Source organism: Syntrophus sp. (in: bacteria) (assembly GCF_040768185.1).
Lineage (GTDB): Bacteria > Desulfobacterota > Syntrophia > Syntrophales > Syntrophaceae > Syntrophus > Syntrophus buswellii.
In genome coordinates, this window is record NZ_JAXGNC010000002.1 from 142,391 (window position 1) to 157,869 (window position 15,479).

The 15,479-nt window shown below is 54.5% G+C and carries 14 protein-coding genes; 8 read left to right on the top strand and 6 right to left on the bottom strand.

The window, feature by feature from the left end:
* Positions 1-203: 203 nt before the first annotated feature.
* From AB3175_RS03620 to AB3175_RS03655, 8 genes are all read left to right on the top strand, one after another.
* Positions 204-1,136, top strand: coding sequence for an HNH endonuclease (locus AB3175_RS03620; protein ID WP_367359582.1), 933 nt, complete (start codon positions 204-206; stop codon positions 1,134-1,136).
* A 15-nt stretch (positions 1,137-1,151) separates the two neighbouring features.
* Entirely contained in the window at positions 1,152-1,499 is a 348-nt protein-coding gene (locus tag AB3175_RS03625) for a nucleotide pyrophosphohydrolase (protein ID WP_367359583.1), read from the top strand.
* Between the two features lie 18 nt (positions 1,500-1,517).
* Entirely contained in the window at positions 1,518-2,804 is a 1,287-nt protein-coding gene (locus AB3175_RS03630; protein WP_367359722.1) for a 3'-5' exonuclease, read from the top strand.
* Between the two features lie 527 nt (positions 2,805-3,331).
* A complete protein-coding gene (locus AB3175_RS03635; protein ID WP_367359584.1) occupies positions 3,332-4,135 on the top strand; it encodes a transporter in 804 nt (267 codons plus the stop codon).
* 1 nt (position 4,136) lies between these two features.
* The gene (gene cbiM, locus AB3175_RS03640; protein WP_367359585.1) at positions 4,137-4,823 is read left to right on the top strand and encodes a cobalt transporter CbiM; all 687 of its coding nucleotides are present in this window, start codon (positions 4,137-4,139) and stop codon (positions 4,821-4,823) included.
* A 1-nt stretch (position 4,824) separates the two neighbouring features.
* Positions 4,825-5,160, top strand: coding sequence for a PDGLE domain-containing protein (locus AB3175_RS03645; RefSeq protein WP_367359586.1), 336 nt, complete (start codon positions 4,825-4,827; stop codon positions 5,158-5,160).
* Positions 5,150-6,079, top strand: coding sequence for an energy-coupling factor transporter transmembrane protein EcfT (locus tag AB3175_RS03650; protein ID WP_367359587.1), 930 nt, complete (start codon positions 5,150-5,152; stop codon positions 6,077-6,079). Before AB3175_RS03645 ends, AB3175_RS03650 begins: the two co-directional genes overlap by 11 nt.
* A gap of 9 nt (positions 6,080-6,088) precedes the next feature.
* Positions 6,089-6,913, top strand: a complete 825-nt coding sequence (locus AB3175_RS03655; protein ID WP_367359588.1) for an energy-coupling factor ABC transporter ATP-binding protein — start codon at positions 6,089-6,091, stop codon at positions 6,911-6,913.
* A gap of 141 nt (positions 6,914-7,054) precedes the next feature.
* Here the strand turns inward: AB3175_RS03655 and AB3175_RS03660 are convergent, their stop codons facing one another.
* From AB3175_RS03660 to AB3175_RS03685, 6 genes are all read right to left on the bottom strand, one after another.
* Entirely contained in the window at positions 7,055-8,173 is a 1,119-nt protein-coding gene (locus AB3175_RS03660) for a radical SAM protein (RefSeq protein WP_367359589.1), read from the bottom strand.
* Positions 8,174-8,226: 53 nt separating this feature from the next.
* Positions 8,227-9,354: an argininosuccinate synthase domain-containing protein gene (locus tag AB3175_RS03665; protein WP_367359590.1), complete on the bottom strand. Its 1,128-nt coding sequence runs from the start codon at positions 9,352-9,354 to the stop codon at positions 8,227-8,229.
* A complete protein-coding gene (locus AB3175_RS03670) occupies positions 9,351-9,914 on the bottom strand; it encodes a cysteine hydrolase family protein (RefSeq protein ID WP_367359591.1) in 564 nt (187 codons plus the stop codon). Before AB3175_RS03670 ends, AB3175_RS03665 begins: the two co-directional genes overlap by 4 nt.
* A 258-nt stretch (positions 9,915-10,172) precedes the next feature.
* Entirely contained in the window at positions 10,173-11,009 is an 837-nt protein-coding gene (locus tag AB3175_RS03675) for a hydrogenase iron-sulfur subunit (RefSeq protein WP_367359592.1), read from the bottom strand.
* 102 nt (positions 11,010-11,111) lie between these two features.
* Positions 11,112-14,183, bottom strand: a complete 3,072-nt coding sequence (locus AB3175_RS03680; RefSeq protein ID WP_367359593.1) for an FAD-dependent oxidoreductase — start codon at positions 14,181-14,183, stop codon at positions 11,112-11,114.
* Positions 14,184-14,242: 59 nt separating this feature from the next.
* On the bottom strand, positions 14,243-15,394 hold the full coding sequence (locus AB3175_RS03685) for a (Fe-S)-binding protein (protein ID WP_367359594.1): 1,152 nt from the start codon (positions 15,392-15,394) through the stop codon (positions 14,243-14,245).
* Positions 15,395-15,479 lie beyond the last annotated feature (85 nt).

Sequence of the window (15,479 nt, forward strand, 5' to 3'; positions counted from 1 at the left end):
GCCTATGAGCGCGGCTCCTCCGGACTGGAGCGGGTAAAGGACGGCCGCGACCTCGACCCGCAACTGGTGTGGCGCAGAAAAGGTAGGTCTGGTCCGACTTCGTTGTCCTTGCTTTGATAAAGCAAGTGTTGTTCAAGGGGACAATTTAACTTATTTGTAATTATTCCAACGATTATATGATGTTGACCAATTGAGGTTCTTAAATGAAGTTTTGGGTTGGGGTCACTGATAACAAATGGTATCAATTCCTTTCACAAGCACGTCCGGATGAGGTGAATTTTTGGCAACCAAGCGGTATGCCACCCTTCAAAGGTGCACCCATCGGTCTCCCTTTTCTGTTCAAACTCAAACGGCCTCACAACCATATTGCTGGTGGGGGATTTTTTGTTACTTACAGCTCACTACCCCTGAGCTTGGCTTGGGATGTGTTTGGACAGAAGAACGGGTGTCTCTCGCTTGACGAACTTCGCGCACTAATCGCTCCATTGGCTTCTAGTAGACGAAGAGATGATCCAATTGGATGCACTGTTTTGGCAAATCCTTTTTTCATTGAACCAGGTGGATGGATTACAGACCTCCCCGATTGGTCGTCAAATTTTGTGCGTGGTAAAATGTATGATACGACCGAAAACGCCGGTGCAACGATATGGCGCAAAGTTCAGCAACACATTTCATTATATCCCTTTGAATCAAGTAAAATCAATACGGTGACTCTGGTTGCAGAGCAGGGTGCAAAATATGGTTCTACGGTTGAAATCAGACCAAGACTCGGACAGTCTTCTTTCCGGGTTTTAGTCACGGATGCCTACCAGCGACGCTGTGCCATTACAGGCGAGAGAACATTAATGGTTTTGGAGGCGGCACACATCGTTCCCTATTCGGAAGAAGGCACACATGACGTCCGTAATGGGCTCCTGCTCCGTGCTGACTTTCATCGGCTTTTTGATGCAGGCCTGGTCAGTGTTACACCAGATCTTCGAGTCAGAGTCAGCCCAAGGATCCGAGAGGAATGGTTTAATGGCAAAGTCTACTATCGTCTCGATAACAGCCCCCTAACCATCGTACCGACACATCCATCGATGCGTCCCGATCCGGATCGCCTAGATTGGCATTATCGGAATAGATTTCAGTCATAATAGAAAGGATGATTCATGATTTCAGCAACACTTCTGGACGCATTGATTACATTTCGCCGAGAAAGAGATTGGGAACAATTTCATACCACCCGCAATCTTAGCTCGGCTTTGTGCGTTGAAGCCGCCGAATTGCTTGATATTTTCCGATGGTCTCGTGATTCCGAAATTGCAAACATCGTTGAGAAGCAAAAAGCTGAAGTCGAGAGCGAAATAGCCGATGTGGCCATATTGCTTATGTATCTGTGTCACGACCTTAACATTTGCGTTGAGGAAGCGGTTCGAAAAAAGCTTGAAATGAATCGGGAGAAATATCCTGTCAAGACTTCAAAAGGGATTTCGACTAAATATAACCGGTTGAAATAAGGGTGGTGATTTTCTCCCCTGCACTTGGCATCTTTATGGCCCAAGTCAATCAAGGATGTCCCTGTCTTGCTCACCACCTTCTCCGAAACCCTGGCTCATGCCCTGAAAACGAAATTGAGACATTTGATCCACCACGAACCGCGCCTCGGCGAGCGTCTGGAGATCCATGCCCTGAACGAAATCGGCTTGCGGCTCCACGAGTTGAACATCGGACACCCGCATATTGCCTCACGGGAAAAGATCCGTCAGTTTCTCGAAGAAGCCGCCGGCGCAGTCGGGGGGCACAAATTTACACGCCATTTTCTGATGATGGAGTGGGAGGACGTGGTTGATGCCTGGCAACTGGATTCCTGGGAGGCTTACCGCGACGCCCGGCGTCTGGGCCGGAAAACGCGGCTGCCGGAGAAGCAGCGCGCCGTCCTCTGGTCGATTTTCGAAGGAGTGCAATCGTCCCTGAAGAGCGGAAACCTGGTCACGATGGCCGGCATGTTCAACCGTGTCGCTGCGCATTTTGGGGCCGGTCGGAAACCGCCCTTCGACTTTGTCGTGGTCGATGAGGCTCAGGATATGGGCATCCAACCATTGCGGTTTATCGCCGCCCTCGGAACTGGACGACCAAACGGCCTTTTCTTCGCCGGCGACCTGGGCCAGCGAATCTTCCAGCAACCCTTTTCCTGGAAGGCGTTGGGCGTCGATATCCGGGGGCGGTCACGGACCCTGCGGATCAACTACCGGACGTCACACCAGATCCGCATGCAGGCTGACCGCCTCCTTGGACCCGAGTTATCCGACGTGGACGGGAACACGGAAGAGCGGCGCGGTATCGTTTCCGTCTTCAACGGGCCGAAACCGGCCATCACGATCTTCGACAGCCAGGAGGACGAAATCAAAGGGGTCGGGGGATGGATGATCGAGCGGATCGGTGAGGGGATGGCGCCTCATGAAATCGGCGTTTTTGTTCGTTCGGCTGCGGAGTTGGATCGGGGCCGTCGGGCTGTCGAAACGGCTGGGCTGCCATTCAAGATTCTTGATGACAAAGTCGAAACGACGGGTGGCTATGTCTCGATCAGTACGATGCACCTGGCGAAGGGCCTGGAATTCAGGGCCGTTGCCGTGATGGCCTGTGATGACGAAATCGTTCCCCTCCAGGAACGGATTGAGGCAGTGGCCGATGACACGGATCTGGAAGAGGTCTACAACACGGAGCGGCACCTGCTCTATGTCGCCTGCACCCGCGCCCGGGATCATCTCCTCGTGACGAGCGTTGCTCCAGCGTCGGAATTCCTTGATGATCTGAGGATGTGAGTTTTTTGTTGTTTTTGAATTGGGATACCTTGCAGCCGGTTACCCGGGCGGCGCCATTGGCGATATTGGGATTGCAGGGCAAACGGTCGATGCTCTCTCCTTTGTTGTAGGCCGTTATTCTTTTCAGGGAGGTCATTTGATCCTCAGCCATTGATGAAACCCTCCGCCAACTTCCTGGCCAGTTATGCCGCCTCCGAGGTGATCCATCCTTTTTTCGACCAGGATGTATAAAGTTCTCGAATTCATAAAGAGGACACCAAAAAAAGGATTTTCAAAAAATTTGACAATCTCCAAAGAACTTGCTACGTATTACTAAAATTATTATAGTAGCACCAAGACATGTAAAGAAGACTTAAATCATAGGGCAAATGCTGGAGAATTCTCTTGTTGAAACTCAATATATGGCTGCTGGGGCAAAGGAAAAGAAACGTACTCTTGCAGAAATCATGACTGCAGTTTTTTTGATCGACTGGTAGCACTTTTTCCCAGGTCACAACCTTGATAATCACGGACAAGAGAAATGTCTTATGAATGAGCTTCTGCAGGCTTTTTTGCGAATGTCGAATAAATTCTTTCCCCTCTATCTTTTGATCTCACTAACGTATCTGACCGGATTGACGCCAAACGCTTTTGCCGCAATTCCTCTGGTCACCGATGATACGGGCACCCAGGGCAAGGGGAAGTTCCAGCTGGAAGTTCTCGGAGAATACGGTTATGACAAGGACGACGGAGCCAAAGAGAATACGGAGGATTTCACGGCATCCTTCACCTATGGAATTTTCGATCCTGTTGATATTGTGCTTTCCGTTCCTTATGAGTTTGGGAGAGAAAAAGAAGGCGGGTGTACAGAAAAAGAGCAGGGACTCGCCGATCTTTCCCTGGAATTGAAGTGGCGATTTTTCGATAGGGAGGGCTTCAGCCTGGCCCTGAAGCCCGGTTTGACCCTTCCCACCGGTGATGAGGAAAAAGGACTGGGTCCGGGGAGAGCAAACGGTTATCTTTTTCTTCTCACTTCCAGAGAGGCAGCTCCTTGGGCCTTCCATTTGAATCTGGCCTACATCCGGAACGAAAACAAGACGGATGAGAGGAAGAATTTATGGCACGTTTCGCTGGCATCAAGTTATGACATTTTCAAATATTTAAAATTCGTTGGCGATCTAGGTATGGAGAAAAATCCCTACCGCTGTTCCTCCGTCGATCCGGCCTATATCCTTGGAGGCTTCATCTATTCGCCTCGCGAGAATGTTGATATCGGTCTGGGGATCAAAGGCGGCCTGACGGATGCTGAAACGGATATCTCCGTCCGTGGCGGCGTCACCTGGAGGTTTTAAATTGCATATTCCTGACGGATATTTGAGCCCACAGACCTATGTTCCCCTCTGGGGCGTGTCCCTTGCCTTCTGGTCCGTTTCTTTGAAAAAAGTCAAGAAGGAAGTATCGACAAAACAGGTTCCTTACCTGGCCATGGCGGCGGCCTTTTCCTTTCTGATCATGATGTTCAATGTCCCCGTTCCGGGAGGGACCACGGGACATGCCGTGGGAGCCGGGATTATCGCCCTTTTTCTTGGCCCCTGGACGGCGGTGATCGCCGTTTCCGTCGTCCTCATTCTCCAGGCAATTGTCTTCGGCGATGGCGGCATCACGGCCATCGGAGCGAACTGCTTCAACATGGCGGTGATCATGCCCTTTGTTTCCTACGGGATGTTCAAACTGATCAACGGCAAAACAGGCTCCGGGACCCGCACGTCCCTGGCTGCCTTTTTTTCCGGTTACGTGGGGCTTTCGGTGGCCGCAATCGTTACGGCCGTAGAATTCGGCATTCAGCCGCTTATCGCTTCCAGCCCGGATGGCAGGCCTCTTTATGCCCCGTACCCATTATCCATTGCCGTTCCGGCGATGGCGCTTGAACATCTGCTTTTGTTCAGTATCATCGAAGGGGTTGTCACGGTGCTGCTCCTTCGATATTTCCTGAAGAATGAACCGGCCCAGATTTACGCCCTGCGTGTAAAGGAGGGTTGACATGGAAAAGGGGCAGAAAAAACTCTGGATCAGCCTGATCGTTCTTGCCTTTCTTTCGCCGATCGGCATTATCCTCCCCGAAACGTTCAACGCCGGGGATGCCTGGGGGGAATGGGGCACGGATACCCTCCGGCAGCTTCTCGGCTATGTACCCGAAGGGCTGCGGAACGATGCGGAGCTATGGAAAGCCCCCATCCCGGACTACAACTTCTGGGGAGATGGAGCGTCTGCGGGCATGCAGATTCTTGCCTACATCCTTTCGGGACTTCTGGGCATCCTTCTGTGCGCTACGGTGATCTATCTCCTTTCCAGGGGGATTTTCCGGCGTGCCAGGTAATCTTCCTCCTTTCCTGCTCAGTCCGCCGCGTCCGTATCCGGCAGACTCTCCCAGAACCAAATCCGCATCCGGGGCGACATTCCTGGACAAAGGGCTAGCGGGCTGCGCCGCCCTCCTTAAAACGACCTTCGTACAGTGGGATACGGCGCGCAGGAAAGGGTTTTTCCAGAAACTCGACGCCCGGGTCAAGTTATTTTTCCTCCTTTTTTTTGTCGTTCTGATAAGCATCAAACAGAGTCTCCTTCCCGAGGTCGGCATCGCCCTTTTGATCCTGATGCTTGCCGGATTGTCCCGTCTTGACCTGTGGTCCTTCTACCGTCGGGTTTTGTTTCTGAGCTTTCTGTTCGGATTCCTCGTGGCCCTGCCCTCGTGCCTGAATGTCATTACGCCCGGCGAGATCCTCCTTCCCCTGGTCGATTTTCCAGAAGAACGCTGTTTTTTCGCCTGGTGCCTTCCGAAAACCGTCGGCATAACCCGGCAGGGACTGGAAGGCACATCGATGCTGACCCTCCGGGTCTTCAATTCTCTCTCCCTGTCCTTTCTGGTTATTTACACGACGCCCTTTTCCGAGATGATTCGTGCCCTGAAGAGCCTGAAGGTGCCGGATCTTTTTCTTCTGATTATAGCCCTTTCCTATCAGTACATTCTCATCTTCGCGAAGGTCATGGAAGATCTCCATCTCGCCAGGAAGAGCAAGCTTATCAACAATGATTCCCGTGAGGCGAGAGACTGGGTGGCGGGACGGATGGCCTTTCTTTTTCGCAGGACGAAAGGACGTTGCGAAGAGGTCTTTTCCGCCATGCTTTCTCGAGGGTTTACCGGAGAGATCAAGCTCTATGCCCCGCGAAAACTTGAGTGCGCCGATCTGGCCTGGACCGTTCTTTTGTTTTTCCCCGGAATGTTACTTCTGATTATTTAAAGATGTGTTATGGGCGATATTCTTGCCGTGAAAAATATCAGCTACCGTTACCAGGATACGATTCCAGCCCTGGTGGACGTCAGTCTCGGCATCAACGGAGGGGGAAGATACGCGGTCATTGGGGCAAACGGCTCTGGAAAGTCGACCCTCCTGCGCATCATGAGCGGCCTCCTTTACCCTGACCGGGGCACCGTAACTTTTCAGGAACGGGAAGTATCGGAAAGAACCCTGAGGAACAGGGATTTCCTTCGTTTTTTCCGGGCAGGGGTGGGATATCTTTTTCAGGATTCCGATGTGCAGCTTTTCTGTCCCACCGTCTTTGACGAGCTGATTTTCGGCCCCATGCAGCTGGGACTTGAAAAAGGAGAATCAAAAGACCGAGCTGACGAGATCATGAAAATGCTCGACCTTGAAGGCCTCAAGGACAGGCCGCCCTACATGCTGTCCGGGGGGGAAAAAAAGCGGGTCGCCTTCGGCTCCGTTCTTACCATGAATCCGCAGGTTCTTCTTCTCGACGAACCAGCCAGCGGTCTCGATCCAAGGACACAGTGCCTTCTGACCGAGCTGATCTTTGAACTCAGCCAGGAGGGCAAAACGATCCTGATCAGTACCCATGATCTGGCCCTTGTTTCTGAATTCCAGCCCACCGTGGCCGTCCTCTCCGAAGATCACCATATCGAAACGGTCGGCTTCGCCGATGACATACTCCGGGACGAGGATCTGCTGCTGAAGGTGAATCTCATCCACGAGCACATACACTTCCACGGGAAAACCACGCACATCCACCGCCATTCCCATTATGCCTGGCACAGGCATCCAGAAACAGAAGACTGAATGTTCATATCATATCATGCTGTTGATGAAGAGAGGAGGTAATACGGAGGCATTTGTCCCGGCTTGGGGTGCACCCGGCAGAGATCCCGGGCATAGCGATTCAAGTGCGTCTTGAGATTTCTCTCACAGGCCCCAAAGCACTCAAGCGCAGCCTGACGAAACCCGTTCTCTGCGTAATTGCCTCAAGTGCCTCAGCCTGGGAATAATTTCCCTGTGTATCTCACAGAGAACGGATTTTCCTGCCCTTGTACCGCTCAAGAGCAATTTGTCGTGCGGACATCCTCCCTGGCAGACCGTTTTGAATTCGCACTGCCGGCACTCTCCGGGAATGTCCGGTTCCGAGACGTCGTAGTAATAGAGGGAACATTGGATGGCTTTTAAAGGATCCGGTTCAAAGATGGTCCCCGATATATGGGAATGTTCCCGGATACAGGACGTAACCGTCCCGTCAGGATGGACGGTTACGAGCCTTCTCCCGCAACCGTAAGGAGAAGACTCGATTTCCCATTCCGGAATCAGGAAATCCAGCAGGAAGGTCGTTTTGACATCGTATCCCCTGAGAATGCACTCTTCCAGCAAGTCACACAATTCATGGTATCTCTTTAACAATCTTGCTCTGTATGCCGGGTCCGATCCCCGGAACATATCCCGTTGGTACCGTAAACGGTATCCATTCTCAACGCCGAATCTTGACAGCTCCAGAAGTCTCTCCAGATTGTAATCATCCAATGTAGCAACGACGGTCTGACCAATCACATTGGATCGATCCCCGATGACTTTCATCCTTCGCGACAGTTCCTGGATCGGGGTGTCCGCGGCATTTGTGATCATATACTGGATGTCTTCCAGGTCCGCCCAATCGACGGAATCCACGAGGTCCCCGTTTGTATAGACAGATGCCTGCATGCCATCCGTCCTTTCAAAGACGGAGTCCATGACTTTCCTGATCCTGTCCGTTCTCAACAGGGGTTCTCCGCCGAGAAAAATAACGGAATTAACCTTGATATTGTTTACCTTCCAGACTTCCGGAATCCACTCCAGCAATCGTGAAAAGGTTTTTTCGTCCATCTCCAGCGGATCTTCATCGCCGACCTGGTTGAAGGCATAACAGTATTCACATCGCCTCGTACACTTATAGGACATGAACAAGTGGAACCAGAAGAGAGGGAATTTCGCCCAGCGGCCGGTTCCCTGCACTCGCCCATTCTTCAGGGAATACATCCTCTCCAATTTTTCGGCATGTTCCGTCTGTTTTCTCATGGTCTTCTTCTTTTCTTCTTGTCCCGGGCCGAAGAACGGATGCTTGAGCCCGATTAATCGTGGCCTGCGATTGCCTGTGGGCCCAGGATCCCGCAGTTTGGAACAACGGCATTCATGATCCGGACGTGTCCGAGGAATACCTCGAGGGTAACGTCTCCGGATAATTTGGCCTGGAAGCTGCGGGCAAGACCTGAAAGCTCACGGCGATCCGCATCAAACCATCCCCCCCGGTAAACGATTTCGGCCCATTGCTGATCCATTTGACGCTTCAGCTTCCGCTCAGAGAGCGTGAAGACGGCATCCTCAAGAAACTGGTGGGCGCTGTAAAGAATCGCACTGGCAGGCGATTCGTAAACACCGCGTTCCTTGTATCCCAGTTCCGGGATGGTGTCCTCGAAGACGACGATCCTTCCCACCCCATGCTTCGCACCGGTCAGGGCACAGTGTTCGATCAGTTCGTGCAGGGGCATCGATGTCCCATTGATGGCGACGGGCAGACCTTCGTCAAAACGCAGGGTAATGCGATCGGCCTCAAGAGACGATGACCGAAAATCCTGCGTGACATGAAACACCCCTTTCGCCTCGACATCCTCAAGATCGTTCAGGGGACCGCCTTCCAGGGCCCTTCCCCACAGGTTTTCATCCTCGGCGATTCCGGCGCTCTTTCCGGGAGTCATGCCATAGTGCTGGAGAATTTCTATTTTATCCTGGCGGGTCAAATTCCTGTATTTAAAGGGCGTCACGGCAACAAAATGAGGATGGAGGGTGCAATGTTTCTCGATCCGGTAGCGCGTATTCTGATATCGCGTGCAGCCGTTGATCAAGTATCGCGTTTCACCACCCTCAAACGTGAGGTAAGCCGCCGCCGCCTCAACGATGTATGCCCGGGAGAGTGGCGTGATCAGAGGATATCCCCAGTAGGAGCCGTTCATCCTAATGGCTTCCGATAAAAAATTACGGGCGAAATCGGCCCGGCCGTCAAGGGCGGTGAAGTCCAGGCCCAGGACCTTCGCGCGTTGTTCGGCTCTGCTCTTCCGGTTGACGAACCCTCCTAAATCGACGTAAAGCAGCAGCATCTCTTCCCGTTGGAGGCCAAGATCTTCTAAAGCAAGGAGCGGGGCTACCGTCGAATCGACCCCGCCGGAGTATAAGGCTACAGCACGATATTTTTTCTTGGTCACTTCAGCTCTCCTGTTAATAACGTTATTGCATCATCGGTGCGCAGAACCGTGGAAAACATCCAGCCCTGGATTGCACAAACCACCTGATGGACGACATCTGCCGACAAATCGCCTATTGGAAGCGCTGCCGTGGCATCGCTCACAAAAACAACTTCATACCCACGGGCGTGAGCCTCGCGGGCCGTTGTATCCACGCACATGAACGAAAGCAGACCGCAGAGGTACAAGCGCGCAATGTTCCGTGACCTCAAATAGACGTCGAGATCCGTGTCATAAAAGGCGCCCGGCTTGGTTTTGGTGATGATGGGCTCGCCTTCCCGGGAAGAGACTTCGTCGGCAAATTCGAGATACCTGCTTCCGGGTGCAAACGTTACGGCTCCAGGCTTCAGGCTGACATGACGGATATGCACTACGGGGATTTCGATTTTCCTGGCCGCCTCAAGCAACTTGAGGGAATTGGCCAGGGCCGACGCGCCATCGGGCACCCGGAGCGGGCGTCCGGCTTCAAAATATTCCCTCTGAAGGTCAATGCAGAGCAGTGCAGATGATGGCTGTTTCATGATTCCCCCTTATCAGGCCACAGAGTCTTTGCAACGATCGGACGGCTTTGTTGTCCCATGCTTGACCTTGACCATGGCCGCCCTTGCCGTTTCAACGGCCTCCTCCTGAAGAACGGCCAGTCATGATCGCCTTTTCAGACCGGTCCGGCGCCAGGACATAAACAAGAAGGACTTAGCCGTAGAAGACTAAGTCCTTCTTTGAAGATGGGAATGGACAGAATGGATCTGCCGACGCCCGCGACAGATATTTACGGCATGCTACGCTGTCGCTTCCTTGCCCTTTTTGACGATGTCCCTCTGGCCCTCCGGGGGAGGCGGGGGAACAGTCTCACCTACCAGCTTCGTAATCGCGCCGAACTGAGGCGGACAGGCGGCGAAGCAGGCACCACAGCGGATGCATTTATCCTGCTGAATGATATGAACCTGTTTCTTCTCGCTGATGATCGCTTCAACGGGGCACCGGCGCGCACAGGTCATACAGGCCTGACACTTCTGGGGATCGATGTAGTACGACAGCTTCTCGCTGAAGAGCTTCTCGACCTCCTCCGTGGTGAACAGCTTCTCCACTTCCTCGTGGCTGTACACAGGAGTCCCCAGCTTTTCGTTCGTCATCACCTTGATGTAGGGGATCTGCCGGGAAAGTTCCTCCAGCCGGGCATCGAGGTCTTCCTTGGCGATTCCTTCCTTGACGCCGAGTGGACCGATTTCCTTGATCGTCTTGACGAAGGCGTTGACGCAGTCCGCATAAAGGTTCGCTTCCGCGCCCGACATGAAGTTCAGCCGCAGGCGCTCGGGATCCATTCCGATGCGCTCCAGAAGCTTCTTCGCCAGGGCCACCATGTTCTGCGCATGGTAATTGCCGTTCGTGATATAGTTGCACTCCCCGAGGTGGCATCCGCCGACGAACACCCCGTCGCAACCGTTCATGAAGGCACGAAGTACATGGGTTAAATCTACCCGCCCCGTGCACATGACACGGACCAGCCTCATTTCGTGTGTATATTGCAGTCTGGAAACTCCAGCCAGGTCAGCGGCGCCGTATGCTCACCAGTGGCACACGAAGCCGATGATCCGGGGCTTAAATTTTTCAGCCATTTCTTTCTCCTTCCTGAGAATCTTTCTTCCTGCTTCTATCCCATGTTGCCCTTCAACGGCTAACGGCGTTTACCCCCCAGCCGTTGAAAAGACAACCCGGTTTTATTCGACTTCCACGGCCACCTGTTCCGGAACGATCGCATCGATCTGGGCCATCAGCTCATCTTCCGTATAGTGCTTCAGATAAATCGCTCCCGTCGGACACATGGCGTTACAGAGGCCGTCACCCTTGCAGAGAACGGGATTCATGGTCGCCTTCCGGCCCTGCTTGGTCTCGCGCATCTCGATGGCCCCGTAAGTGCACACCGTCGCGCAGGCACCGCAGCCCATGCACCTCTTCTCATTCACCTCGCAGACGGAACCGGAGGCGGTGACCGTATCACGGGACAGCAGCGTCAGAACCCGGCCGGCACAACCGTAAGCCTGGTTGATCGTTTCCGTGATGTGCTTGGGATACTGAGCCAGACCGCAGAGGAACACGCCGTCGGTGGCGAACTCCACCGGCCGCAGTTTCACGTGGGCTTCCTTGAAGAAGCCGTCCAGGCTCAAAACAACTTTGAACTGCGCCGCCACTTCCTTGGTCGCTTCCGATGGAAGCGTTGCGGCGGACAGGACGAGATAATCGGCGTCCAGGGCCATATACTGCCCCAGAATCGGGTCGGGAACGGTCACCCGCAGGACGGGACGCCCTTCCTCGACAACCGGCTCCACCTGGGGGGCATCCGCCGGTTCAAAGCGGATGAATTTCACGTCCTTCTCTGATGCCTCCCGGTAATAATCCTCGGAGAACCCGTAGGTCCTCATATCCCGGAAGAGGATGTAGATATCCATTTCGGGATTCTTTTCCTTCAGCTTCAGGGCATTCTTGATGGCATGGGTGCAGCAGATCCTCGAACAGTAATTCCGGTCCTCGTTTCTGCAGCCTACGCACTGGATCATCACCAGAGACTGGGCATTGCCGATCCCTTCGTCTTCCTTGACGATCTTCTCCTCCAGCTCCAGCTGCGTCATGACCCGTTCATCCTGGCCGTAGAGGTATTCGGTCGGTTTGTATTCCTCCGCACCGATCGCAAGGACGGACGCCCCGTGTTTGATCTCCGTGGTTCCCCGCGGAGACTTTACCGTCGTGACGAAATTCCCGATATAACCGGCAGCCTCTGTAATGGTCGCATCCGTATAGACATGAACCATTGGATTCTGGTAGATTTTCTGCTTCAGATCGCTCAGGTAGGCCTGAACATCCAGCCCTTCCAGGGTGTAATGGACCCGGTTGGCGTTGCCGCCCAGATCCTTCCCCTTTTCGATCAGGTAGACATCGTGCCCCTGTTCGGCGATGGAGAGGGAGCAGACCATCCCGGCGATCCCGCCGCCCACGACCAGGGCGTTGTTGTTCACGGGGAGATCGAATTCCTGCAGGGGCTGCAGCATACGGGCCCGGGCTACGGACATCCGCGTGAGGTCCTTGGCCTTCTGCGTGGCCTCTTCCTTTTCCTTCTGGTGCACCCAGGAGTTGTGCTCCCGGATATTCGCCATTTCATAGTAATACTGGTTGATCCCCGCCTCCCGGACCGTATCCCGGAACAGAGGCTCCAGGGTTCTGGGCGAACAGGCCGAGATGATCACGCGGTTGAGCCCCAGTTCCCTGGTCTTATCGGAGATCTCCTGGGCGGAGTTCGTCGCGCACGAGAACAGCTGCTCCTGGGCGTAGACCACGTTGGGCAGGGTCAGGGCGTATTCGACCACCTCGGGGACATTGACGATCCTGCCGATGTTCGCCCCGCAGTGGCACACAAAGACGCCGATCTTCGGCTCCTCAGCGGACACATCCTTCTCCTCCGGATAGATCCGCTCCGTGGACAGATTGCCCCGGCGGTAGTCGAGAAGCTCGCCGATCTGGGAGCCGGCCCCGCTGGCGCTGAACACAGACTCGGGAATGTCCAGAGGACCCTGGAAGCCGCCGCTGACAAAGATCCCCGGCTTCGTCGTCTGGATCGGATTTGTGAGATCCGTTTTGGCGAAACCGTGCTCATTGAGCTCAATGCCGAATTTTTCCGCCATCTCCAGATAATTCTTGGGCGGCGCCAGGCCGACGGCCAGGACCACCATGTCGAATTCCTCTTCCTTCACCCCTTCGTCGGGGGTGGAGTACCGAAGGATGACATTCTTGGTGACCGGGTCCTCACGGACTATGGAGACATAGCTGCGGATGAACCGGATGCCCTCCAGGGCCTGGGTCCTGTCGACGTAACGCTCGAAGTCCTTCCCATAGGAACGCACATCGTTATGAAAGATCGTGCACTCCGCCGTGGCGTCGTGGTCCTTCGTCAGGATCGCATGCTTCTGGCTGTAGGTGCAGCACACCATGGAGCAGTAGCTGTTCTCCCCTTCGGTCACCCGGCGGGAACCGATGCAGGAAAGCCACGCAAGCTTGTGGGGATGCTTCAGGTCCGAAGCCCGCAGGATCTCGCCGCCGTAGGGACCGGTGGAACCCAGCAGACGCTCGAAGTCCATCCCCGTGACCACGTTGGCAAACTCCCCGTAGTGGTATTCCTCCTTCACCTTGGGATCGAAGGGCTCCATGCCCGCCGCCAGGATGATGGCTCCCACCTTGATGTCCAGAATCTCCTCCGTCTGCTTCAAATCAATGGCGTCCGCCTTGCAGACCGCCTGGCAGATCTTGCACTTCTCTTCCTTCAGATAAAGGCAGCTCTCGTCGATATAGGTGATCAGGGGAATGGCCTGGGCAAAATACACATGGATGGCCTTGTTCTTCGAGATCTCCTGGTTGTATTGATCGGGATAAACGACGGGGCAGTATTCCACGCAAACCGTACAGCCCGTGCACTTGTCCTCGATGATGTATCGGGGTTTCCTCCTCAAGGTGATTGTGAAGTTCCCCGCCTCTCCCTTGACGCGATCCACTTCCGTGTACGTCAGGACCTCTATGTTTGGATGCCGGCCGACCTCGACCAGTTTGGGTGCGAGAATTCACATGGAGCAGTCGTTGGTGGGGAAGGTCTTGTCCAGCTGGGCCATGTGGCCGCCGATGCTGGGCGACGTCTCCACCAGGAATACCCTGAAACCCGCGGTCGCCAGATCCAGCGAGGCCTGAATGCCGCTGATCCCGCCGCCGACGACCATTACGTCTCCAAAATTGTTCTTTTCTTTTTCCATTTATATACCCTCAGCGAATTGATGAATTCGTGAAAAAAAAATATCTCATCCTCTATGTGCTAGATCACTTCCGCAATCACTTCCGAGATCTCCTTGACCTCGATCTTCTCGTCAAACCCCATGGTCACCCGGCTGTCCTCGAAGTTCGTGATGCAGTACGGACACGCCGTCACCAGCACCTCCGCGCCGACGCCCACCGCCTGATCGATCCGAAGGTCGCAGAACCGCTCCCCTTTCACCGTCTCCATCCAGATCCGGCCACCGCCGCCGCCGCAGCACAGGCTGTTGGCGTGGTGCTCCGGAAGCTCCGTGAACTCCGCTCCGGGAACCGCCTGGAGAACCTCCCGGGGCTCGGCGTAGATGCCGTTGTGCCGGCCCAGGTAACAGGGGTCGTGCCACGTCAGCTTCTTGGCGAACTCCCCGCTGAGGGTCAGCTTCCCGTCCCGGATCAATTCGGCCAGGAACTGGGAAATATGGACGATCTCGAAGTTCACCATGAACTCCGGGTACTCGTTCTTGAAGGTGTGGTAGCAATGGGGGGAAGACACCAGGATCTTCTTCACCCCGGCGTCGACAAAGGCCTTGATGTTTTCCTTGGCCAGGCGCCTGAAAACCTCTTCGTCACCCGCCTTGCGGATGCTCTCGCCGCAGCACACTTCCTTCTCGCCCAGGATGCCGAAATTGACCCCCGCCTTCTGCAGAACCTTAGCCGTGGCCACGGCCACCCTCTTCATCCTCGGGTCATAGCAGGCGTAGCAGTCCGGAAAATAGAGGATGTCCATATCCTCGGTGAACTCCGGAACGTTCAGTCCCTTGGCCCAGTCCGCCCTCTTCCCCCGCTCTTCGTTCAGGGGGTTCCCCGAACCCACGAGGCTGCCTCGAATCGACTTGATGGGCAGGACGGAATGGGGAAATACCCCGTACTCCGTGGCGATCCTCCGCAGGGCAACCCCGGATTCGATCTGCTTTACGTCCCTCGGGCACTGCTGGGGACATCTCCCGCAGGTGGTGCAGCGCCACATGTCCTCGCTCTCGATGTCCGTCAGGCCGAAGGTGGCCTCCCGGACCAGCTTGCGCATACTGAAGGTCGTCACCCGGTTCCAGGGGCAGACACTGTCGCACAACCCGCATTGAAAGCATCGCTTGAAGGCGTCTCCACCGTGCGATTTCACTTCGACGATAATCTCTTTGTAAGGAGCTATAGTCTCCATCGATTTCCTTCCTTAAATAATAATCCTGTTTCCGACTTCTTCCTCCGGCGCGGATGCAGGGCCGTCCAACGACCTGCACCCCGCC